This is a genomic window from Nostoc sp. PCC 7524, from assembly GCF_000316645.1.
In the GTDB taxonomy this organism is placed as follows: Bacteria; Cyanobacteriota; Cyanobacteriia; order Cyanobacteriales; family Nostocaceae; genus Trichormus.
On record NC_019684.1, the window covers coordinates 2548832 to 2571608 of the forward strand.

Consider the following 22777-nt stretch of genomic DNA (forward strand, 5'->3'; position numbering starts at 1 on the left):
ATTATTGAGCGGTGCTAAGAAGTTGATTCCAACTTTGAATCACCGTCTGTAAATTCTGCGGTAAGTTATGTTGTGAAATATCGTTGTACTGTACTGTACCCTGACGGCTAGTTAGGGTATGGCTGATATAATCAGCTGCTCCTCTAGGTGCTGGGTAAAGGAGATTTTGAGAATTACTAAATCTATAGCGTTGGAGTAATTGCTGAAACCGCTCGACATCTTGGCGAGAAATGCGGCGCACACTGCGCTCAGAATCATTAGCATCACCCATCCGCACCCGAATCACAACCCCATCATTACGTAACACTGTTTCGTAAGTTCTACCAGCAAAGCCACCACTGGAGATTTCCCGAAATACTACACCTCTATCTAAAGGTGGTGGTAACTCATGGGAGGGAATACGTACTGGTTTAACAGCATTTCTATCACCGATTGTGCCAGCATCTTGACTCAGCTGAATTCGAGAACCATTTTCATTGGTAAAAAATACCCAGTTGCGATTGCCAGCCGCTACATTTACTTGCCAACCAGAAACCACAATTTGATCGCAAGGGTTAGGAAAAGTAACATTGACGCAACCATCAACCCAATCTCTCGGTTGAAACTTGACAATTCTGAGACGACTAATTGGTAATCGCGATACTTTTCTGGCTTCTCTCAAAACGGCATTTCTGACATTTTGAGGCAATTGGCTGTTATTAATTCTGCTAGCTTTTTCATTCAATCTAATTACAGTACCTGTCTGATTGGTATGATAAACCCACCTTTGCCGACGATAAGTAACTGTCACTCGCCAACCAGGAACTAAAGCTTGAGTACAGAGTTCTTCCGGCTTTTGGAGTTCTAAACAACCATTGCGCCAAGTTTGTTGACGGGAATCTGCAATTTTGAGGTTTCTGATAGCAATTCCGGCTCGACGAGATACATCTTGCAGCACAGCTTTAGCTACTCTCTGCGGTAAGCGATTTGATTTGATATTACCTTTGAGCAGCTGATTTGGTGTCTGTGCAGAATAATCAGTAGATAAAGCGGTGGCATTTTTGATGAAGATAAATCCACTACTAACAGATAAAATGCCAGTCAAAATTACAGCAGTCAGAATTCGAGCTTGTTTAGTGTTACGATAAATTTGCAGCATAATTGGTCAGATAAAATTCTGATGAGTAGCAATAAAAATCAATATTGCAAAGATGAGAAGCTAACATCTAGCTAAAAAGAACAAAAGAGAGTTTTCTTCCTAATTTAAGCTAGGTGGGATTGTTTGTTTATCTGTCTTTTGATGCAGATGTGAAGATAGACGCTGATATACTGATTGTTTGTTCCGTATGATTTGTATAGAAATATAGAGCTATATGAAGCGATCGCTCTTTAACCATGAAATATGCCTATTACCTATTGCCTGCTATATCTACAATTGCATTAAGCACTGAGAACGGTATTTTCAACGAACTGAGGATTAGGAACATCGAATTTAATGGTATTGGCTGCCCAATTTTTTAAATCAGGGGCTAACCAGACTAATTTTTGCAGAATTTCCTCATTTACCCACAACACCAAGGGACAATGGAAAGTTTTGCGAAACTCATCGCGCATGATGTTTGCACTGGTAATGAGTTGATTAATTGCTGCTACGGATTCCAAACCCATAATCATTAAAGCTTCAGGGTGATGAGTACCAAGTGTAGTTGTAATTGTGGTGTACAGTGTCTCATCAGTGGGCAACAGCATGATCTCTTGGATATTGACTGATGCAGATTGCTTGAGTGAAGTCAGTATCTGCTGTTGTTTTTTCACAGAGTTACAACAAGCTAATATCAAGGAAAATTCCCCATTAGCCACCGCGATCGCTCTTGCTAGTCTTTTGGTGGCTGCTATAGTATTTGCTGGGTTATCTTGCGGGTTACTTAAACTATTCATGACTAAATCCTGATTAATTTGATCATAACACAGTGAATTTACTTAGCCAACCAGATTTGAGATTTAAGTATCCCCTCAGTAAGTAGATGGAAACTTTTCAATTAGTATTTAGCATAATCCTAAATTTACACTATGAATTCAGTATTAGGTAAACAATTCACATTTAGCAACTAAATATAAAGCTAGTATATTTATACTCACACAGTAGCATCATCAAGTCATACAAGTGATATGCAAAGAATAAATAAACTTTCATTAACTTGTATAAATTAAGTATTAAGAAAAAAGACAGATAATCGGAATTAGTGCTGAACCCTGGAGTAAGAGTCATCAGTTATCTTAAAATCAAGGGTATTACTCACTACTCATTACTCATTACTCATTACTCACTACTTATTACTCATTACATCAACGAGTAATCAAGCAACATCTAGCTGTTCGTAGCGTCATGTTTCATGGTTTTTTGTGCTGCCTGTAACGACTTATGAAAATATTTGTGAAGTGGTGTGTGAAGTTTTTATTGCGGAATAGTTATTACAAAAGTAAGCAGGCATTATTTGCCGTCATGCTGGTTTTGAGCGTAGTAGCTACAGTGATGTTATCGTTTCCTTTAAACGCGCAAATCACCCCGAACACATCTTTGGCATCGGAATTAAGAGGGGTGTGGTTGACTAATATTGATAGCGATGTTTTGTTTGGACGCGATCGCCTAAAAACAGCTTTACAAAAACTAGATGAACTTAACTTCAATACAGTATATCCAGCAGTGTGGAATTGGGGATATACACTGTATCCCAGTCAAGTAGCAGCTAAAGTCATTGGGCGATCGCTCGATCCCACCCCAGGTTTACAAGGGCGAGATATGCTCAAAGAAATCGTTACTGAGGGACACAAACAAGGCTTAACCGTAATTCCTTGGTTTGAATTTGGCTTTATGGCTCCGGCTGATTCTCTACTAGCCAAACGCCGTCCCCAATGGCTGACAAATCGCAGCAATGGTACAAGGATTGTCAAAGAAGGCATACATGATCGGGTGTGGTTAAGTCCCTTTCGCCCCGATGTACAACAATTCATTCAAGATTTAATTGTAGAAATCGTCAAAAACTACGATATTGACGGTATTCAATTCGATGATCATTTTGGCTTACCCTCAGAACTGGGCTATGATCCCTACACCGTCGCTTTGTACAAAAGAGAACATCGTGGGCAAGCACCTTCTAAAAATCCCAAAGATCCCGAATGGGTGAGGTGGAGAGCCAATAAAATCACTCAGTTCATGAAGCGGGTATTTACAGCCATTAAAGCTGTGAAACCAAATTGTATAGTGTCCGTTGCACCGAATCCGCAGCGTTTCTCCTACGAATACTTTTTAGCAGACTGGCAACGCTGGGAACGTATGGGTTTGATTGAAGATTTAGTCTTGCAAATTTATCGGGATGATCTCAACGTCTTTGTTAGGGAATTAGAGTATCCAGAAGTGAAAGCCGCGAAATCACATATTCCCGTAAGTATTGGGATTTTAACTGGCTTGAAAAATAGAGCCGTACCCATGCAACAGATTCAAACCCAAGTGCAGAAAACACGCGATCGCAATTTTGCTGGAGTCTCTTTCTTTTTCTATGAAACCTTGTGGAACTTAACTAAAGAAAAACCCCAAGAACGTCAGACAGCCTTCCAGAACATCTTTTCTACACCAGCCAAATATCCCAATTTGCTAACAGGTTGGAAACCTTAACCATTCAGATTTTCGTAGAGACATTGCATACAACGTCTCTACAAAATTTTGAATATTGAATTTTGAATTGATATTACCCGCCAATTCCCAACCTTCCAGCCAAACCGGGGGTTAATGGTAACAAGGTGGTAATCATCAAGAACAAAACCAATAAACCTAAAGCAGCTCTTGCGTCATCGGGTTCGGAGATTTCGTTTAAACTGGGGCGTTCCAAATCCCGTTGTAGAAAGACAATGACAATTGCCCAATACATCGCCAGAGTATTACCAAGGGCGACCAAAGCTAGGAGAATTAAAGTAGCGATAGTGGCTCTGCTGGCGGTTTTTCTGCCATAAATTGCTTGCACAATCCGTCCACCATCTAATTGTCCGGCTGGCATTAAGTTTAAAGCGGTGATAACTAAACCTAGCCAACCAATCACCACTAGGGGATGGACATTTACTACAGGTGATTGCAACGCGGAACCGAGGACAACCCTCGCCAAACTACCGACTAAAATTGAACCTTGGAAAAACTGATTGGGTAACTGAAACAAACTACCTTGGTGAGAAAGTAGCAAGCCAGCAATCAGCATCAGTAAGGATACAGCACCGCCAGCCACAGGCCCCGCAACCGCAATATCAAATAATGCTGTGCGATTAGGTAATAGCGACTCAAAACGGGTAATTGCGCCAAAAGAGCCAATCTGTACAGCCGGTAAAAAGAAAGGCCAACTCAGGCGCACTTGATAGCGACGCGCTAGTAACCAATGTCCGATTTCGTGAGCGATCAAAATGGCAAATATACCCAAGCCGATGGGTAAAGCCTCTGGTAATCGTGCTGGGGTGCCAAGTAAATCAAAATTGAGTAGTAATCCCGCAGTTTCTAGGCTAGTGGCAATCGTTGCTAAACCCAGAATTCCTGCAAAGGCTTTTTGTGGTAGCGTCGTCGGACGTGGATCGTTGCTGCTAGGCAGAACAATCACCACGGGTTTACCATCAGTATTTTCAACTAAAAACAAGCGATATTGATCACCCAGTTTTTGTTTTAAGCTGGCTGTCAAACGATGATGAATTTCTTGCGGTTCACCGCGCAGATTGCCTTTAAAAATTGCCCCATCTTGGTAGGCGATGGTTTCTGTGGCGAAAAATGTATCAATGCCAAAAATGCTTTTGATCGCACTCAAATCTGCTTCTGGAATTGGCATAATTTCCACAACAACTGCTGGCTGTGGTACAGTTTCTGATGTTTGAGCAGATTCCTCAGCCAGCCTTTGGGTTGCGCGTTGCTTGAGGATGGCATCTTGCCCAGCCGCTCGCAACTGTCTACCTAAGTAGATATACAACCCAGCAGAACCTACCACCAAGAACAAGATACCAACTATATTGATATAAATTCCGGCTGCAAACAAACCGAAGAATAACAGCCAGGGAGCCATTAATACCACCGACTGCAACCAGGCCAAGATTCCCAGTTTTCCAAAAGGTCTGGCGCGATAAAAGCCCCAACCCAAAATGGCGCAAGCTACGAGTAAAATGATTCCCAGTATAGGAGTCTCTGACGAAGTAAACATTTCCAAACCCTTCGCTGTGAAAGACTAAGCCCGAATTAGTCCGGTGTTATAGATACATTACTAATCTATAACGAGGGCTGTAGTCTGCCCAAGGATATTGGGGAATAGTTGACAGGGGATTGGGGAATAGTTGACAGGGGATTGGGGATTGGGGATTGGGGATTGGGGATTGGGAATTGGGGATTGGGGACTGGGGAATAGAAAAGATAATACACACACTGTCACCTGTCACCTGTCACCTGTTTTACTTCAGGACTTTTGATGGCTTTTATAACTAGCGATCGCAGTTTTGAGATTACCTTGGTGTTCTGCTAACAGGCGATCGCCTACTTCTTTGTCTACACCAGTCCAGTGCATGAATAATGCCAGCTTCACCCATTTACCGCTACGTTCTAATAAATAACCTGCGGCTTCTCGACTTAAACCGGTGAGGTCTTGTAGGATGCGTAAGGCGCGATCGCGTAACTTTTGATTTGTTACTGCCACATCCACCATGCGATTGCCGTAAACTTTGCCTAGTTGCACCATCACCCCAGTAGACAAAATATTTAACGTTAGCTTCGTGGCTGTACCTGCTTTCAGACGGGTAGAACCTGCTAACACCTCCGGCCCTGTCAACAGACGAATATCAATATCAGCCTCAAACCTGACTTGCTCCGCAGGAACACAAGCAATGAAAATTGTCAATGCCCCCCGTTGACGGGCTGCATTGATCGCACCGTGGACAAAAGGCGTTGTCCCACCGGCAGTAATTCCCACTACTACATCTAACTGAGTCACATGACGTTGTGCGATCGCGCCATCTCCATCTTCGGCACGATCTTCTAAATCCTCAGAACTGCGTACCAGTGCGCCAGCACCACCAGCGATAATCCCCTGTACCAACTCTGGGGGCGTGCAGAAAGTCGGGGGACACTCCGCCGCATCTAATACCCCCAATCTACCGCTTGTTCCCGCACCAACATAAAACAAGCGTCCACCCTGACGTAAACGTTCTGCTGTGCGCTCAATTGCTGCTGCTATCTCAGCCTTAGCCGCCGCCACTGCTGCCACTGCCTTATGATCTTCACTATTAAACAGTTCCACCAACTCCAAACAACTGAGTTGGTCTAAGTTGAGACTCAAAGGATTGACCTGTTCAGTCAATAAATGCCCGCGTTCCTGCAAATTTGTCATTTATACTAGCCTGCACGTCTGTTTTTGATCTTGGTCAATTGCCATTAACTCTGGACTATTGACTATGGACTATTGACTAAATGACTAAGTTACAACAATCCTTCCAATTTGCGACGAATAGTTTCCAGTTCAGACGCAGAAAATTCAGTTTCTTCTGCGGGTGGTACATCATCATCATTGAAACTGCCATCGCCAGTGTCATTATATTGACCATCAGCTCGCCACTCAGTTTCTTCTACGTTGATTTCTGGCGGAATCACCAAATCACTATTTTCTGGGATCAGTTCCCAATCATAATCCGCACTTTCGCAAAACTCCTTAATTTCCTCAGCGTCAATAGCTTCGACGGTAGGGGTGGGGAAATCTTGAGCTTCCAACATCAAAGCAAAACGCACCGCATCATCTTGGGATTCAAACATGAGAATTTTATCGCGATCGCCCACGCGTACCGAATGAATCCCCTCATTTTCCGTGTGAGCGTTAAAAATCAAAATAAAAACCCGCATTGGCGTAATCATCTGTCTTTTTGTTCTGAGGTCTATCTATTAATTATTAAAGTTCTAGACCGTGTACCTGGGAAAGTCACAGCAATAATTCTCACTTTAATTCAGATTGTTGGGGATTGGGGACTAGGGATTGGGGACTAGGGACTGGGGACTAGGGACTGGGACTGGGGGAGAAAAACTTTTACTTTGTCTTCCACATCTTCCCTCACTTCTTAATTCCTCTACCTACAGAGTTAACTCGAATGTCAAAATCATCGATTGGTTTGTATCCTGGTATTGGCGTAGTAATATGCCCATAGTGCTAGTAGTGTGACCACCACATCCAGCAACAACAAGTGAAATCGCATGATTAAGTCTTCTCCTCAAGATAATCAGTCTCCTAATAATGACCGCAAGCGTTTGTGGTTGCTGATGTTGAAACGTGGTGGCATCGCCCTAGGAAGCATTTTGCTGCTGGGGTTAATCGGCGGTACTTGGCGGTTGTGGATTTTTATCCAAAAAGAGTTAACACCGCTAGCACAAACAAGTCTCACCGATACACTTAACCGTCCGGTAACACTAGGAAAAGTCACAGAATTCTCACTTACAGGCGTAAAGTTTGGTGCTTCTGCTATCCCCGCCACCCCTACAGATCCCGATCGGGTAGCAGTTGATGCTGTAGAAGTCGGTTTTAACCCATTACCGTTAATTTTTAATCGTCAACTAAATCTAGATGTTACCCTAGTCAATCCCGATGCTTACATTGAACAGGATGAACAAGGACGTTGGATTACCACAACCTTGGCACCACCAGGAAAAGCCGGAGCGATTAAGACTGATTTAAATAGTCTGCGTTTCCGTAATGGCAATGTGACACTTGTGCCGCAGGAAAAAGAAGACAAAGTAGAAAATTCTCCCCCCACTCCCCCATCTTCCCTCACTCCCCCATCCTCCCCCACCCCCATCTCCTTCTCCCAAGTCCAAGGAACTGCCGCATTCCTGGAAAACAATCAACTAATTAAATACACTGTCCAAGGTGAAGCAGACAGTGGCGGGAAAATTGCCATTGAGGGAGATGTCCGCCCTAAAACCTTAGTGGCTAATCTTCAACTGCAAGCACAAGACATTCTGGCTAGCAATGTTACCCGCATTGTGAAGTTACCACTAAATTTACAAGCGGGTCGAGTTAATGGCGATTTGCAAATTCAGTTAGCCCCAGAACAACGCCCTATGATATCTGGTAGTGCTGACTTAAATAACGTCACGCTTCAGATCCCCCGTACACCCCAATTATTAACAAATACTCAAGGCAATCTTTACTTCCAGGGAACGGAAATCAAGCTGGAGAATATTAATACTAACTATGGCAAAATTCCTTTAGTAGCGGCGGGGATTATTGACACTCAAGCAGGCTATAAGCTAGCTGGGCGGGTAAATAGTGTAAGTGTCGCTAATGCCCAAGAAACTCTCAACTTAAAACTGCCTGTACCTGTAGCTGGGCAATTACAAGCACAATTGCAAATAGTAGGAACACTTACACAGCCTATCCTTTCAGGCACTGTTAGCACCGTCAAAACAGCCCAAATCGATAAAGTTAATTTTAAGAGTGTTAGTAGCAAGTTTGAGTTTTTGCCTAATGAGGCCTTAGTTACTTTAAAAGAGGTTCAGGGAACAACCACAGTCGGCGGCGCGATCGCAGGTGGTGGTACTATCCAACTGGGAGAAAACCCCCAATTAAATTTAAATTTCACGGCTAATAATGTTGCTGGGGATGCGATCGCTAAACTCTACAACCCCAATCTTGCTGTTAAAATTGGCACGGTTGCAGCTACCGCCCAAGTAACTGGAACTCCTACAAATGCCCAAACATTAGTCAATTTCCAAGCTCCTGGGGCGATCTATCCCACTACTGGTGAAGTGATAGTTAGTGCTAATCGTAACTACAGATTCCGTAATGTGGTGGCGCGGGTGGCTGGTGGTACGGTGCGGGGTTATGGTAGCTTTGTCAATCAACGCTGGCAAGCTGTGGCTCAAGCGTCCGGGGTGAATTTAGCACCGTTTGTTAACCCAGAGCAACTACAAAATATTTCTTTGGCAGGGGCAGCGTTAAACGGTCGTTTTGTAGTCACCGGTACGGCTGAACCTTTTGCCATTGCTAATATTCGCTCCGAGGGGGCTGGGGTGCAAATTGGTGGTGGTAGAATTGTGATCGCAAACATCCAACTCCAAGACCAAAATTTCGCCGCCAGTTTAGCTGCTAATAATGTCCGCTTAGGACGCATCCTCAAAAATGCTCCCCCAGCTTTGGCTAATCCTGTTAATGGCACGTTCCAAGTCGCAGGTAACAGAGAAAATTTCAGCCTGCAAACTCTACAAGCCACTGGTCAAGCTACTCTCAATGTGGCTGGGGGTACGGTAACAGCCTCAAATATCCAAGTAGCTAACGGTCGTTATCAGGCACAAGTCCAAGCTAACAATGTTCCTGTGCAACGTTTGGCTGCTGTCCCGGTTCGAGGTAATTTAACTGGACAATTGGATGTAGCTGGTGTAGTGAATACTTTTAACCCCCAAAGTATCCAAGCTAGTGGCCAAGCACGGCTAAATGTTGGTAATGGCACAGTCACAGCATCGAATATTCAATTGGCTAACGGACGCTATCAAGCACAAGTCCAAGCTAATAATGTGCCTGTACAACGCTTGGCGGCTGTTCCAGTTCAAGGCGATTTAACTGGACAATTCAATGTAGTGGGTGCGGTGGATGCTTTTAATCCCCAAAGTATCCAAGCTAGTGGCCAAGCACGGCTAAATGTGGGTAACGGCACACTCACCGCCTCAAATATTCAAGTAGCTAACGGAAGCTATCAGGCACAAATTCAAGCTAATAATGTTCCTGTACAACGCTTCTTAGCAAATGTCCCAGTCCAAGGTAATTTAACGGGACAATTAAATGTAGCGGGTGCAGTGGATGCTTTTAACCCCCAAAGTATCCAAGCTAGTGGTCAAGCACAGCTAAATGTGGGTAATGGCACACTCACCGCCACCAATATTCAAGTAGCTAACGGAAGCTATCAGGCACAAGTCCAAGCCAACAACGTCCCTGTACAACGCTTGGCAAATGTCCCGCCTCAGTTCCAAGGCGATTTAACTGGACAATTAAATGTAGCAGGTTCAGTTACTTCTATTAGTCCCCAAACCATCCAAGCCAGTGGACAAGCACAGCTAAATGTCGCAGGTGGTAATATCGCACTCTCCAACATTCAACTTGCTAATGGTCGCTATCAAACCGCAGTGGCTGCAACGGGTGTGCAGTTAAATCGCTTGAATCAACAATTGCGGGGGCAGCTGGGCGGACAGTTGCAGTTAGCGGGTAATTTGGGTTCAACTAGATTAGCTGATATAGAAGCGGCTGGTCAGGTGCAGTTATCCCAAGGCTTACCGGGAATTGAACGACCCCTGACAGCCTCTCTCGCTTGGAATGGGCAAAGGTTGACAATTCAACAGGCTGCTGCTCCTGGTTTAAATGTCAGTGGAGACATCTTAGCCAATGCCACAAAACCGGGGATACCAGAAATTACAGCCTTAAATCTCAACGTCCAAGCCCAAGATTTTAACCTGCAACAGTTACCTGTGACTCTACCTAATCAGGTAGCGGTGACAGGCAAGGTGGATTTCGACGGTCGCATCACTGGCAAGTTACCCTTACCCAATGTAGCTGGGCAAATCGGGTTAAAAGACTTAGTTGTGCAAGGCATTGCGTTTGAACCCTTGTTAACTGGCAGGATTCAGACAGGGCAGGGGTTAAATTTAGATTTGCGAGGGAATAATGATCGCATCGCCTTAAATCTTAACGCCAATAATCGCCCGGAATCCTTCCTAGTACAATGGCAGCAAGCCTTTGCCCAAGGTCAAGTCCGGGGGAATGATTGGACGGTGAAAGTTGCCAACTTCCCCTTACAAATTTTGAATTTGTCACCGCCGCCAAATCTGCGTTTGGGTGCGGGGAAAGTCGCTGGATTATTAACCGGAGATTTGCAAGTTAACCAACGCACATTTGCTACAAATGGAAATTTAGCGATCGCTAATCCAGCCATTGGTAGGATTAAAGGCGATCAATTAACAGCTCAGTTCCGCTACAACAATGGTACAGCCACCCTATCCAGTGGTACCTTTATCAAAGGTAGCAGTCGTTACACCTTAGCAGGTAATATTGCTCAGACCCCTAAAGGTCCCCAAATCCAAGGAAAACTCAACGTTAACCAAGGCAACATTCAAGATGTGCTGACCGTAGCACAGATATTTGAACTCCAAGATTTTCAACGTGATCCTTCCGAAGCAAATTATGGTCAAGCTGAGGATCTGATCACGTATTCCCCAGGTTTACCGAATCGTCCTTTACTTGACCAACTCAAGAAATTTGCTGAAATTAACGCTTTAGTAGCAGAACAAGAACAACAGCGCAATGGTTCACCGATACCGGATTTAGCGAATTTACAGGGAACCTTTAGCGGTGAAGTCGCTGTAGATACTACCACCCCTCAAGGTCTAGCAGTACAGTTCAACTTGAATGGTCAAAACTTCGCCTGGGGTAAAGAAACAGATTCTAACCGCTTCTATAAAGCCGATAAAGTAATTGCTGAAGGTAGTTTTACTAATGGCGTTTTACAGTTGCGACCTTTACGGATTGAATCCGAAAATAGCCTGGTAGCCTTCGCCGGCAACATTGGCGGTGAAGACCAATCTGGTCAGTTGCGAGTGAGTAACTTTCCTCTCCAGGTACTGAACAATTTCGTCAACCTCCCCATAGGCATTACAGGCAATCTTAGCGGTTCAGCAGCTTTAGCAGGTAGCATTGCCAACCCCCAAGCTAAAGGCGAATTGCAAATCAACAATGGTACACTCAATCAAAGCCCATTAGAGTTAGCCAACGCCAGCTTCAGTTATGCTAATGGCCGCTTAAACTTTAGTAGTACCGTAGCCGTAGCTGGCCCAGAACCTGTAAATATTAATGGCAGCATACCCTATAAATTGCCTTTTGCTTCTGTAGCTCCCAATAGCGACGATATCAGTCTGGATGTGAAAGTTGAAAATGAAGGGTTAGCACTATTAAACCTGTTAACTAATCAAGTAGCTTTTGAAAAAGGTGAAGGTGTAGTAGATATAACAGTCAGGGGAACCAGACAAAAACCAATTGTTAATGGTATCGCCACTATCCAAGGTGCAACATTTTCTGCTCAGGCTTTACCAGAAAAAGTCAGAGATGTGACAGGTAGAGTACAGTTTGATTTTGACCGTATCTTAGTCGAAAATTTGCAAGGCAGATTTAGCCGTGGCAAAGTAGAAGCTGGTGGAGAAATTCCCATATTTAACAACGACCTAGCAATCAACAATCCCCTGACTGTTAACCTTGACCAGTTAACCTTAAGCCTCAAGGGATTGTATCAAGGTGGCGCAAGTGGCAATTTGCAGATTGTTGGTTCTGCTTTGAATCCAGCCGTGGGTGGTAAGGTGAGTTTGTATGATGGTCAGGTGTTGCTAGCAGAATCTGCCAACGCCAATCCCACAGCCACGAGTAATGCTGGTATAACACTACCAACCCAGAACAAACAGAATAAACAAGACGTAAGCAATGGAAATGCGATCGCTAGGTTTAATGATTTAGAACTAGAATTAGGCAACAACCTCCAAATTACCCGGCCACCAATTTTAAGCTTCCGCGCTACGGGTAATCTCACAGTCAATGGTACTTTTGCCGACCCCATCCCTGTTGGTACTATCCGCTTACGAGATGGCGGGGTGAATTTGTTCACTACCCAATTTAAACTAGCTCGCGGTGCTGAACAAACTGCTACTTTTAGAGCTAGTCAACCCCGCGATCCCGATTTAAATGTCCAGCTATTTGCCAAAGTTTTAGATGTAGTCCAAAACAGTGACTTTAGCGGTAACAGACTCAATCCTACAGGTTTAGCAGCATTAGAGAGTGTGCGTGTGGATGCTGTGGTCAATGGCCCTGCTAGCAGACTCAATGAAAGTCTAGACTTAACAAGTAGTCCATCGCGGAGTGAAAACGAAATTGTCGCCTTATTAGGTGGTGGTTTTGTCAATACCCAAGGGCGTGCTGATAGTACCCTAGGTTTAATTAATATTGCAGGTTCAGCCGTTTTCAATAACTTTCAGTCTGCATTTACCCAAATTGGTGGTGCTTTGGGTTTGAGTGAACTACGGATATTTCCTACTGTAATTTCTAATAATCCCGAAGCAGGTAGAAGCAGTTCTAGTATAGAATTAGCAGCTGAAGCAGGGGTTGATATTTCTACCAAGTTTTCTATTTCCGCCATCAAGATTTTGACAGCCAATGACCCCTTCCAATGGGGGATTAATTATCGCCTGAATGATAAAGTCCGTGTGCGTGGTTCGACTAATTTAGACGATGATAGTCGCGCTGTAATTGAGTATCAAACACGGTTTTGATCTGGGAATTGGGGATTGAAGATTGTTGGAAACAAATCACCCATAGCACTCCTATTTGATGTTTGCGAGAACTAAGTAAGTCGGTGGGAAAAAACAAAACTGAGTTAAGAAAGGTAAACAAAGCTATAACCCTCTTCCCTTCTGCCTTCTGCCTCCTGCCTCCTGCCTTGCCATAGCGATAATTTTTAACACTGAGCTACTTAGATACAACTTGAACGTAGTTAATAACCAAAGGTATTAATTTAGTTTCCAGTTGAGTTACCATAGCACGGTCAGATTGTGACCAAACTCGCTTTTGACTGAAGATACAAGGCTGCAAAATTCCCCAGAGTTGACCATCGTGGCATAAGTGGGCGTGAATCAAGGCTCGATGACCAAAGTTTTGGCGCTCAAATTCTTTGTTAACAATACCAGGATCTGCGGTTTCTACGTCTTCCACATAAATAGATGGCTCAGTCCGCAACGCAGCAGCAAACATCGGGTCTTCTTGTGGTAGCGATGCTGGCTCTAATTTCCAATCTAGTTCTCCAATATCTGGAATATCTTGATGCCGTCGCCAGCAGTGGGTAACTCTGCCAAACTTAGTATCCGGATTTCGTAGGTAGAGGAAGCAGCGATCGCAATCTAATTCTTCTCCCAGTACCGGAAGTAACGCAGACAATAGAGAATCTGGTTCAGTGTGTTGTTCCAGAATACTTTGGATACTTGCAGGTAAAGCTAAGTCAGTCATGGGAAGACAGGTAATGTTCTGGAATATCTTCTCAACGACTGCTATGCAACACATCACTCTAGGGATACAGACGGCACGAGTATGTCACAAAGGCAATGAGAAGTTAAATTGATTGATTAATCAACTCCTCCAATGCCACCTGTAAATCCTGCGTCAATTTACTGACAGCACGTTTAGCTGCTTGACGATCATGCTGAACTTTTTCCCAGCGTTCAGTCACAGAAATTGGCTCACCAACTTTTAGTTCTGCCCGTCGCAAACCTAAACGCGGTCGCCCTGGTAATGTAGATGATTGAATCCGAGATAACATATCAAACATCAGTAACGCCGTTTCTGCAAATCTATCAGCAGTAGGCTGTGCTTGCAGATAAGTAGCATTGACAGCCACAAAACTTTCCACTAGGCGCATATGCTGTACCCGTAAACTTGCTTCTTGGGCTACCCAGTCAGCTAGTCCGCGTTTGAATGGTGGTAAAGCATTAATATCAGGCAAATCATCCCGATAGATATAATTCCAACTGGCCTCTTCTAAACGGCGACAACGGTCAATAAAATTACCCTGTGGTTGCACTCCAAAATATTGCTCTGCGACTTGTAAACCTGTATCTAGTAAGCGATGTAGCCTAGCAATTAACACTTCATTAGGAGTAGCAGATGCTTCAGAAGCGATCGCTTTAGGGATATCTTGATGATAGAAGCGGCGATAAAATTCTTCCATCTCAGTAATCAGATATTCACCCAACCGACAAATACGTTGATAGTAAACTTCCGGTTGATTTGCCCCATCACCAATAGACTGCACCGATAAACCACTATCAGCTTCTAATTTACTCAACAACCAATCCAGTTTTAACCAAGGTGGCTGAATGTAGTGATATTGAATCGAAATCGGCACAATCACCACAGTCTCAGAACGGTTAGCCTTGTGTAAATCCTCCACACACCAAAACCCCATTTGCGCCACCCCAGGCTCCAAGTGACTGACAATACCACTGTGACCATTATTACCACCTTCCGGAGCAACAGCGATGGGTAATTTGCCATGAGCAAATAAATTCCGTGCGGTTTGAATCGCCTGCTTATCTAATCGCCGTCCGCGACGCACCGGTACACCTCCCAACCGAGAAAACAACCATCCCAGCCAATCCCCAGCCCAGATTGTCATCCCCCTGTCAAACAGGAAATGGCTGTGAATAGGAGATTGCAGCTTGATACCTTGCTGACGAGCTACCCGTGGCACAATCCGAGACAGCATATACAACACACACAGGGGATCTTCTACCTCCGGGTGGCGAAATGCCATTAATAGACGAATTTTACCAGCTTGGAATTGTTGATATAGTTCCGCCAACACTTCAGCATTTTCAGCTTCCACACGCACAATCCCCGCAGGTAGCCAAGGACGAGTCCGAAACCGTAAAATCATCGGCAATATCCCGTGCAGTAGCTTGACTACAAGTGGGTTGTATTTGTGGGGAATAAATTGCAGGGGTGGTTGGGTAGATGTGATTGATTTAGGCAAGTGATTCTCCGGGGGATTGGGGACTAGGAATTTTAGATTTTAGATTTTGGATTTTAGATTGAATCCAATCCAAAATCTAAAGGCTGGGAATTGGGAAGACAAGGAGAGAAGCGAAAATAACTATTGCCTATTGCCTATTGCCTAAATTAGTATAAGATGGGCGATCGCTGTTAGTTTAATTATGAAAAACATGGCTAAGTTAGGCTACACAGCTTGATGAACACACCACAAGACGCTCGAAAATACGCACCAGCAACACAGCGCAACCGCGAACCTATTCTGGAAGTGCTGTTACAAGTATTACCTGAGAATGGTACTATCCTAGAAGTGGCAAGTGGTACTGGCGAACACGCCGTCTTTTTTGCTCCTCGCCTCAGTCCACGTCAATGGCTACCTACCGATCCTAATCCAGAATTACGTGCCAGTATTGCCGCTTGGGCAGAAGAATTTCCCTGTGATCATCTTTATCCACCCTTAGAACTTGATGCTAGTCAGCCAGTTTGGCCATTGGAGGAAGATACAGGTTGCAATCACTCTCCCATTGTTGCGATCGTCAATATTAATATGATTCACATTTCGCCTTGGTCAGCCTGTTTAGGACTGATGGCTGGTGCTGGTCGAATTCTACCCCCAGGTGGCATTCTCTATCTATATGGCCCCTTCAAACAAGGTGGAGAACATACCGCACCCAGCAATGCAGCTTTTGATGAGTCCTTACGCGCTCAAAATCCACAGTGGGGTGTACGCAATTTAGAGGATGTTGTCGCAGCAGCCAGCCAACAAAATCTCAGTTTGCAAACAACTTACCAAATGCCCGCCAATAATCTTTCGGTAGTTTTTAAGCGTTCTGGTAATACTTGATATCTGTTATGGAGGTTAGCGGACTCGAACCGCTGACATCCTGCTTGCAAAGCAGGCGCTCTACCAACTGAGCTAAACCCCCGTAAAATTAAAAAGTCTACTATTTTAGTTGACTTTGATAAGTATACCTGAAAGTTGTTATTTTGTTAAAGGGATGAACCAAGAAAATACTCAAATTGTTGCCACATTTTATAAATTTGTCAGCTTACCGGATTTTGCTCTGATGCAAGACCTCTTGTTGTCTTATTGTTCGGCACAAGGCATTAAGGGAACAATTCTTTTAGCCAAAGAAGGCATCAACGGTACGATCGCAGGTTCGCGTCAGGCGATTGACTTAGTTCTGGCTTATCTGCGTTCTGACCAACGTTTCACAGACTTAGAGCATAAGGAATCTACGGCGGAAACACCACCATTTGAGCGCATGAAGGTACGCTTGAAAAAAGAAATTGTTACCTTGGGTTTGCCGGAAGTTGACCCAAATGAACAAGTTGGTAAGTATGTCACTCCTCAAGAATGGAATGATTTAATTTCTGACCCAGAAGTTACCGTCATTGATACCCGCAATGATTATGAGGTATACATAGGTACTTTCCAAGGAGCGGAAAATCCGCAAACTAATTCCTTTAGTGAATTCCCAGAATACGTGCGTCAAAACCTTGACCCTAACAAACACAGAAAGGTAGCCATGTTTTGTACTGGGGGTATTCGCTGCGAAAAAGCCTCTGCTTTTATGCTGGCGCAAGGTTTTAAGGAAGTATATCACCTCAAGGGCGGCATTCTCAAATACTTAGAAGAAGTCCCGGCAGAAAACAGCCTATGGCAAGGCGAATGTTTTGTCTTTGATGAACGGGTAACTGTGGTTCATGGTTTAGAAACTGGTCATCATCAGTTATGTTTCTGTTGTGGACACCCACTTACTGAAGAAGATAAAGCATCACCCAAGTATGAGGAAGGTATTGCCTGCCCTCACTGTTTTGATAGTCTCACCGCAGAGAAAAGGTTACGTCAGCAGGAAAAATGGCGACAGTATCAATTAAAAATGCAACGGGAAACGAGAAAGGTGCGGGAGTAGGGAGAGTTCAATTTTTCAAGGCTAAGGTTAATCCATCTCCAATGGGGACGAGACTGAGGGTAACTCGTTGGTCTTGCAGGAGTTTTTCATTGAAGGCGCGAATTTTTGTAGTGCGGTTATCCTGCACTTGGGGGTCAGCTACTCTTCCTGACCAGAGAACATTATCAATAGCAATCAGTCCCCCCGGACGCACTAATTGCAGCGATCGCTCATAATAATGATCGTAGTTGCTCTTGTCGGCATCGATGAAGGCAAAGTCAAAAGTTGCTGCTTCGCCTGCTGCTAGTAATCTATCTAAAGTCTCCAATGCTGGAGCCATGTGCAGTTCAATTTTATCAGCTACCCCTGCTTGTTGCCAATAACGACGGGCGATCGCTGTAAATTCTTCACTATGATCACAGGCTACTATCTTGCCTTCCGGGGGTAAAGCTAAGGCCACAACTAAGGAACTATAACCTGTAAATACCCCTACTTCTAAGGTTTTCTTCGCACCTAGCAATTTCACCAGCAACGCCATAAATTGCCCCTGTTCTGGTGCAATTTGCATCCTACCCATCGGATGCTGGGCTGTTTCTTGCCGTAATTGGGCTAATATTTCTGGTTCTCGCAAAGAAACCGATAGTAAATATTCATAAAGGTTTGTGTCTAGTCCGAGTGTTCGAGTTGACATTAATATTAAATTGCGTAATCAAAATTACAATTATACAGAAAATGCCCAACTTGCAAGAGAGTAAAGATAATTCTGTGATGCGTGAGGTGTTATCTCAAGCCAAAACGATTGCTGTTGTTGGTCATTCTGATAAACCTCAGCGTACCAGCTATCAAATTGCTCACTTCTTACGGAGTGTTGGCTACATTGTTTATCCCGTCAACCCATTACTCACAAAAATAGACGGTCAGCCCTGTTATTCTTCTCTACAAGAGATACCACAACCGATAGATATTGTTAACATCTTTCGTCGTTCTGAGTACCTACCAGAAATTGTCGAGGCAGCAATTGCCATCAATGCGAAAACTGTCTGGGCGCAGTTGGGTATTTCCCATCAACAAGCAGCACAAAAAGCTAGAGATGCCGGATTTAAGGTAGTAATGAATACCTGTATTAAAGTTGAATATTTGCGTTTATATCACGAATTAAATATATAGAAAATAACATACTTATAAAAGACTCACAAAACGACTGTAAAAAGTTGTGATTTTTATTCCCTAATAATCTGCCTTTTGATTGAAATAATTTATATTTTCTTTCCACCTGTGGATCGATAAATACCTGGAAATTCCTCGGTAATTTTAAAGCAGATGAACGGACATAATCCTTCATCTCAAAGCAAGAGAGTTGTGTACTTGTTTTCCGTGTTCAGATTAGTGCATATAAACCATAGTGTGTGTTGGATGTGAGGAGATTTGATAAATGTTAGTCATATGACTAACATCCGGGGTAAAACAGCCTGATCTTGCATTTGCAAGTGGGAGCAAGAGAAATATTAAGCCTTGGGTTGAATTTTCGATCCAAGGTTTAATTTCTGTGCAAGTAAAATTCTCAAGTTCACTCCCAAAGTTATCGTAAATTTAAGGGTTTAAGACCCCTACGTCTACACGTAGTATCAGTTGAGTTGAGGTTTAAATACCCGACTCCAACTGTGTTTAATTTTGAAGTAATGGGTATTACTCACTACTCATTACTCATTACTCATTACTCATTTAATGCTGTTTTACTAGCGATTTTATAGTTGGTTAATTGCAAAATATTTTTGATGTGTTAGAGGTAATCAGATGCCAGAACAACAAACATTACAACCACCACAAGAACAGGAATTACCAGGTGTTGAATCAAAAATGCAGCCAAGACCCAAGGCAGAAGATGCTCAATATCGGGGTAGTGGTAAATTACAAGATAAAGTCGCCTTAATCACGGGTGGAGATAGTGGTATTGGTCGGGCTGTAGCGATCGCTTTTGCCAAAGAAGGCGCAGATGTGGCATTTGTCTATCTCAAAGAACACAGTGATGCGGAAGAAACCAAAAATCGGGTAGAAGAACATGGACGGCGGGCATTATCTATAGCAGGTGATATTACTGATGAAGGTTTTTGTCAGCGTGTTGTCCAACAAACAGTAGATGAGTTTGGTAAACTCGATATTCTTATTAATAATGCTGCTGAACAACATCCCCAAAATAGCATTGAAGATATTACATCAGAACAATTAGAGCGCACATTTCGCACTAATATTTTTTCCATGTTTTATTTGACCAAAGCAGCAATCAAACACCTGCAAAAAGGTAGTGCAATCATCAATACTACATCAGTTACAGCTTATAAAGGTAATCAACAATTGCTAGATTACTCATCTACAAAAGGTGCAATTGTTGCCTTTACCCGTTCCTTATCACAAAATTTAATTAGCAAGGGCATTAGGGTCAATGCAGTCGCACCCGGCCCAATTTGGACACCTTTAATTCCGGCTACTTTCCCAGCCGATAAAGTTGCCAATTTTGGCAAACAAGTACCAATGGGTAGAGCAGGACAACCAGAAGAGGTTGCACCCAGCTATGTTTTTTTAGCTGCCGATGATTCTTCTTATATGTCTGGGCAAGTATTACATCCCAATGGTGGTGAAATTGTCAACGGCTAAATGGCCAAAATTCTCAACCTAGAATTCAGAAGTCAGAATAAAACCTACCTGATTCATTCTGAGTTCTGAATTCTGAGAGTTTTTGCCTAATTTTGTCTGTCAACAGAGGGATGATTGAGGACAAAACAGTTGCTAATCTAGCTAGGGAAAAACATCTAAAAAGTTAGCAACTAAAGTTTATGGCATCTCCAAAACCATTGCATGGCACAGATTTAGTAGATTGTGCGAGGGCAAATGCCAAACAGGGAATTGAAACTGCTGCTTATCAATGTGGCTATGGTGAGGATATCAATACATTTGCACGAGAACTAAAGCAAGCTTGTCAGCAAATGAACTTACAAGTGAAGGAACTCAACCAACTAATTACTGACCAGGATATGATCCTGAACTTAGGTACGGGAGAGATCATTGCCCCAGAGACATCTTCAGAGCTTTAAAATTATCCGTGCCAAATTGAAGTAAATTAAAACGCCCAAAACATCAACGGCTGTCGTGATAAATGGCGCAGACATCAAAGCCGGATCTAAACGCAGGAATCGAAATAAAAATGGTAGTGCTGAACCGGAAACAGAAGCTAAAATAGAAATAGCTACTAAACTGCTACCGACAGCGATCGCTACTTCCAATCTGCCCTGCAAGAAGAAAGCCCAGACTGTAGCGATAGAGCCTAACATACCTCCTAACAATGCACCAGCGATCGCTTCTCGGCCGATCACCTGCACAGGCCCTAGTGATCTAATTTCTTCAGTATTCATCCCCCGAATTACCACCGTGGAAGACTGAGCGCCCACATTACCACCAGTGCCGGTGAGCAAGGGGATAAATGCAGTTAGTGTCACCACTTTGGTCAAAATATCTTCTTGAGATTTAATAATGGTACCTGTGACAGTATTAGTAATCAGTAAGACGAATAACCACAATACCCGCTTACGGGCAACTTGCAATAAATCCATCTGAAAATAGTTATCACCACCAGACTGTACACCACCACCCACGGCGTAGATATCCTCGGTAGTTTCTTGTTGCAAAATATCAATGACATCATCGACGGTGACAATGCCCACTAATCGTTCTTCTCTATCCACAACTGGGACAGCCAAAAAATCATACCGTTGAATCAATCTAGCAACTTCTTCTTGGTCTGTATCGGTGTGAACAAAAATCACATCACGGGTCATGATCTCACCAATAGATTGCTCAGGCTGAGATGTCACCAACTCTCGCAGCGACACGATTCCCGTTAAACACCTAGCTGCATCAGTCACGTAAAGATAGTAAATCATCTCACTGGCATTAGCTAGGCTGCGAATCCTTTCTAGGGCTTGCGTTACTGTAAAGTTTTCTTTCAGGGCTATCAATTCCAGGGTCATGATCCGCCCAGCCGTACCGGCTTCATACCCCAAGAGTAAAGCTGTAGCTTGGCGTTCTGTTGGACTCAGTTGTTCTAACAGGCGATTGACAATTTTTGCAGGTAATTCATCAAATAATCTAGCTCGGTCATCAGAAGACATTTGATCCACAATATCCCGAACTTCCTGACTTTTTAATTCCTCAATTAGCCGTTCCTGAACGCTGTAGTCGAGATATTCATAAACTTCAATCGCCTCGCTTTTGGAGAGTAAGCGAAACGCTAAAGCGTGCATTGCTTCTGGTAAACCTTCAATCGCCTCGGCAATATCCGCAGGCTGCACAGGTACGAGAATAGCTTTGGCTCCCTGCAAGTCTCCAGCTTCTAATAGCATTCGTAGCTGAGTCCGCACTAAATCTCGCAATTCCCTACGTGACACATCCTGAAGGGCAGAGTTTAAATTGTTCGTCTCCGTCACTTTTCACTTTCCTCGACCAGTGTGAACAAGGTTGCTGCCCCTAGTCTAAGGGATAGTGGGAGATGTGAGGTTAAACTTGTGGTAATTTTTTCTACTTTGGGCATGGTGTCGGGTAAGATGGCTCGGATCTCATGTTCCATACCTCACCCTGAATAGTAGTCATGAACTGCATACACAAATCAGTAAAGGCGTTAATACAGCAGGGAACAGGGTTGGGGAACAGCCTTGAAAGCCTCTTAGTATCTGGTTTTATTCTTCAATTTTGTACCTCATTTACCTGAAATCTGCTGTATGTGTCACCATTGGAGGCTTGCCGAAGAATATCTGTAGTTAGAGTTAAAGTCATCACTAATATTTTTGATCTATTACCCTGGATGGATGTGGAATAATCAATGAAAAATCTACTGTATGTAGAGTAAAAATTACAGCTTTCAATAATGCCAGTCGATAGGTTGATTTTTTATTTTTCCAATTAATCTCAAAAAATAAATTAATCATTTATAAAAATCCGAGTACAAAAATTTACCTGTTGTCATCATGAATCATTCATCATAAGCAAGATACATTGACTTCTTTCAGAGGTGGGGTATCTTTTTGCTATCAATGGGTAATACGGGTAGTGAATTCCGTAAAATTTGTCATATGAAAAACAGGAATATAGAAGCAAATATACGGCTATGGTATAGTGTATAATAGTATATAGTAGTAAAATGTGATGAGTACCGTTAATTACTTCCACTACTGCTAAAACACTATATAAAATCTAGATTTAAGCATCTAAGCAGTCAGTGCGCTAATCCTC

17 protein-coding genes and 1 tRNA gene are annotated in these 22777 nt (G+C 43.3%); 7 read left to right on the top strand and 11 right to left on the bottom strand.

Features of this window, described 5'->3' with window-relative positions; all coding sequences use genetic code 11:
* Position 1 precedes the first annotated feature (1 nt).
* Together NOS7524_RS10110 and NOS7524_RS10115 are read right to left on the bottom strand one after the other, a co-directional pair.
* The gene (locus NOS7524_RS10110; protein WP_015138380.1) at positions 2-1138 is read right to left on the bottom strand and encodes a hypothetical protein; all 1137 of its coding nucleotides are present in this window, start codon (positions 1136-1138) and stop codon (positions 2-4) included.
* A gap of 281 nt (positions 1139-1419) precedes the next feature.
* A complete protein-coding gene (locus tag NOS7524_RS10115) occupies positions 1420-1917 on the bottom strand; it encodes a hypothetical protein (protein WP_015138381.1) in 498 nt (165 codons plus the stop codon).
* A gap of 484 nt (positions 1918-2401) precedes the next feature.
* Here NOS7524_RS10115 and NOS7524_RS10120 point away from each other — a divergent pair, with 484 nt between their 5' ends.
* Complete coding sequence (locus NOS7524_RS10120; RefSeq protein ID WP_015138382.1) at positions 2402-3652, top strand: glycoside hydrolase family 10 protein; 1251 nt, start codon at positions 2402-2404, stop codon at positions 3650-3652.
* 73 nt (positions 3653-3725) lie between these two features.
* Here the strand turns inward: NOS7524_RS10120 and NOS7524_RS10125 are convergent, their stop codons facing one another.
* From NOS7524_RS10125 to NOS7524_RS10135, 4 genes are all read right to left on the bottom strand, one after another.
* On the bottom strand, positions 3726-5204 hold the full coding sequence (locus tag NOS7524_RS10125; protein WP_015138383.1) for a site-2 protease family protein: 1479 nt from the start codon (positions 5202-5204) through the stop codon (positions 3726-3728).
* Positions 5205-5250: 46 nt separating this feature from the next.
* Entirely contained in the window at positions 5251-5436 is a 186-nt protein-coding gene (locus tag NOS7524_RS29950) for a hypothetical protein (protein WP_085999909.1), read from the bottom strand.
* 17 nt (positions 5437-5453) lie between these two features.
* Positions 5454-6380 (bottom strand): N-acetylmuramic acid 6-phosphate etherase, encoded by a 927-nt coding sequence (murQ, locus tag NOS7524_RS10130; protein WP_015138384.1) that lies wholly within the window; start codon positions 6378-6380, stop codon positions 5454-5456.
* Between the two features lie 89 nt (positions 6381-6469).
* Positions 6470-6898 carry a DUF3110 domain-containing protein gene (locus tag NOS7524_RS10135; RefSeq protein ID WP_041555269.1) on the bottom strand — a complete coding sequence of 143 codons (429 nt, stop codon included), beginning with the start codon at positions 6896-6898 and terminating at the stop codon, positions 6470-6472.
* A gap of 333 nt (positions 6899-7231) precedes the next feature.
* On the opposite strand from NOS7524_RS10135, the gene NOS7524_RS10140 reads away from it, so the two are divergent.
* A complete protein-coding gene (locus NOS7524_RS10140) occupies positions 7232-13333 on the top strand; it encodes a translocation/assembly module TamB domain-containing protein (RefSeq protein ID WP_015138386.1) in 6102 nt (2033 codons plus the stop codon).
* Positions 13334-13529: 196 nt separating this feature from the next.
* Here the strand turns inward: NOS7524_RS10140 and NOS7524_RS10145 are convergent, their stop codons facing one another.
* Together NOS7524_RS10145 and NOS7524_RS10150 are read right to left on the bottom strand one after the other, a co-directional pair.
* Positions 13530-14063 (bottom strand): GAF domain-containing protein, encoded by a 534-nt coding sequence (locus NOS7524_RS10145; RefSeq protein WP_015138387.1) that lies wholly within the window; start codon positions 14061-14063, stop codon positions 13530-13532.
* A 103-nt stretch (positions 14064-14166) separates the two neighbouring features.
* Positions 14167-15585 carry a 1-acyl-sn-glycerol-3-phosphate acyltransferase gene (locus tag NOS7524_RS10150; protein WP_015138388.1) on the bottom strand — a complete coding sequence of 473 codons (1419 nt, stop codon included), beginning with the start codon at positions 15583-15585 and terminating at the stop codon, positions 14167-14169.
* Between the two features lie 216 nt (positions 15586-15801).
* Between NOS7524_RS10150 and NOS7524_RS10155 the strand changes: the two genes are divergently transcribed.
* Positions 15802-16446: a class I SAM-dependent methyltransferase gene (locus NOS7524_RS10155; protein ID WP_015138389.1), complete on the top strand. Its 645-nt coding sequence runs from the start codon at positions 15802-15804 to the stop codon at positions 16444-16446.
* 9 nt (positions 16447-16455) lie between these two features.
* Here the strand turns inward: NOS7524_RS10155 and NOS7524_RS10160 are convergent.
* Positions 16456-16528: transfer RNA gene (locus NOS7524_RS10160), tRNA-Ala, on the bottom strand.
* 72 nt (positions 16529-16600) lie between these two features.
* Here NOS7524_RS10160 and trhO point away from each other — a divergent pair.
* Entirely contained in the window at positions 16601-17518 is a 918-nt protein-coding gene (gene trhO, locus NOS7524_RS10165) for an oxygen-dependent tRNA uridine(34) hydroxylase TrhO (RefSeq protein WP_015138390.1), read from the top strand.
* Between the two features lie 7 nt (positions 17519-17525).
* Here trhO and NOS7524_RS10170 read toward each other — a convergent pair whose 3' ends face one another.
* The gene (locus tag NOS7524_RS10170) at positions 17526-18188 is read right to left on the bottom strand and encodes a class I SAM-dependent methyltransferase (RefSeq protein WP_015138391.1); all 663 of its coding nucleotides are present in this window, start codon (positions 18186-18188) and stop codon (positions 17526-17528) included.
* Between the two features lie 41 nt (positions 18189-18229).
* Here NOS7524_RS10170 and NOS7524_RS10175 point away from each other — a divergent pair, with 41 nt between their 5' ends.
* The 3 genes from NOS7524_RS10175 to NOS7524_RS10185 all read left to right on the top strand — a co-directional run bounded on the left by NOS7524_RS10175 (position 18230) and on the right by NOS7524_RS10185 (position 20586).
* Positions 18230-18664 (top strand): CoA-binding protein, encoded by a 435-nt coding sequence (locus tag NOS7524_RS10175; RefSeq protein ID WP_015138392.1) that lies wholly within the window; start codon positions 18230-18232, stop codon positions 18662-18664.
* A gap of 627 nt (positions 18665-19291) precedes the next feature.
* Entirely contained in the window at positions 19292-20149 is an 858-nt protein-coding gene (locus tag NOS7524_RS10180) for an SDR family oxidoreductase (protein ID WP_015138394.1), read from the top strand.
* A gap of 179 nt (positions 20150-20328) precedes the next feature.
* Complete coding sequence (locus NOS7524_RS10185; RefSeq protein WP_015138395.1) at positions 20329-20586, top strand: hypothetical protein; 258 nt, start codon at positions 20329-20331, stop codon at positions 20584-20586.
* On the opposite strand, the gene mgtE is transcribed toward NOS7524_RS10185, so the two are convergent.
* On the bottom strand, positions 20575-21975 hold the full coding sequence (gene mgtE / locus NOS7524_RS10190) for a magnesium transporter (protein WP_015138396.1): 1401 nt from the start codon (positions 21973-21975) through the stop codon (positions 20575-20577). The two genes, NOS7524_RS10185 and mgtE, sit on opposite strands and share 12 nt — an antisense overlap.
* Positions 21976-22777 lie beyond the last annotated feature (802 nt).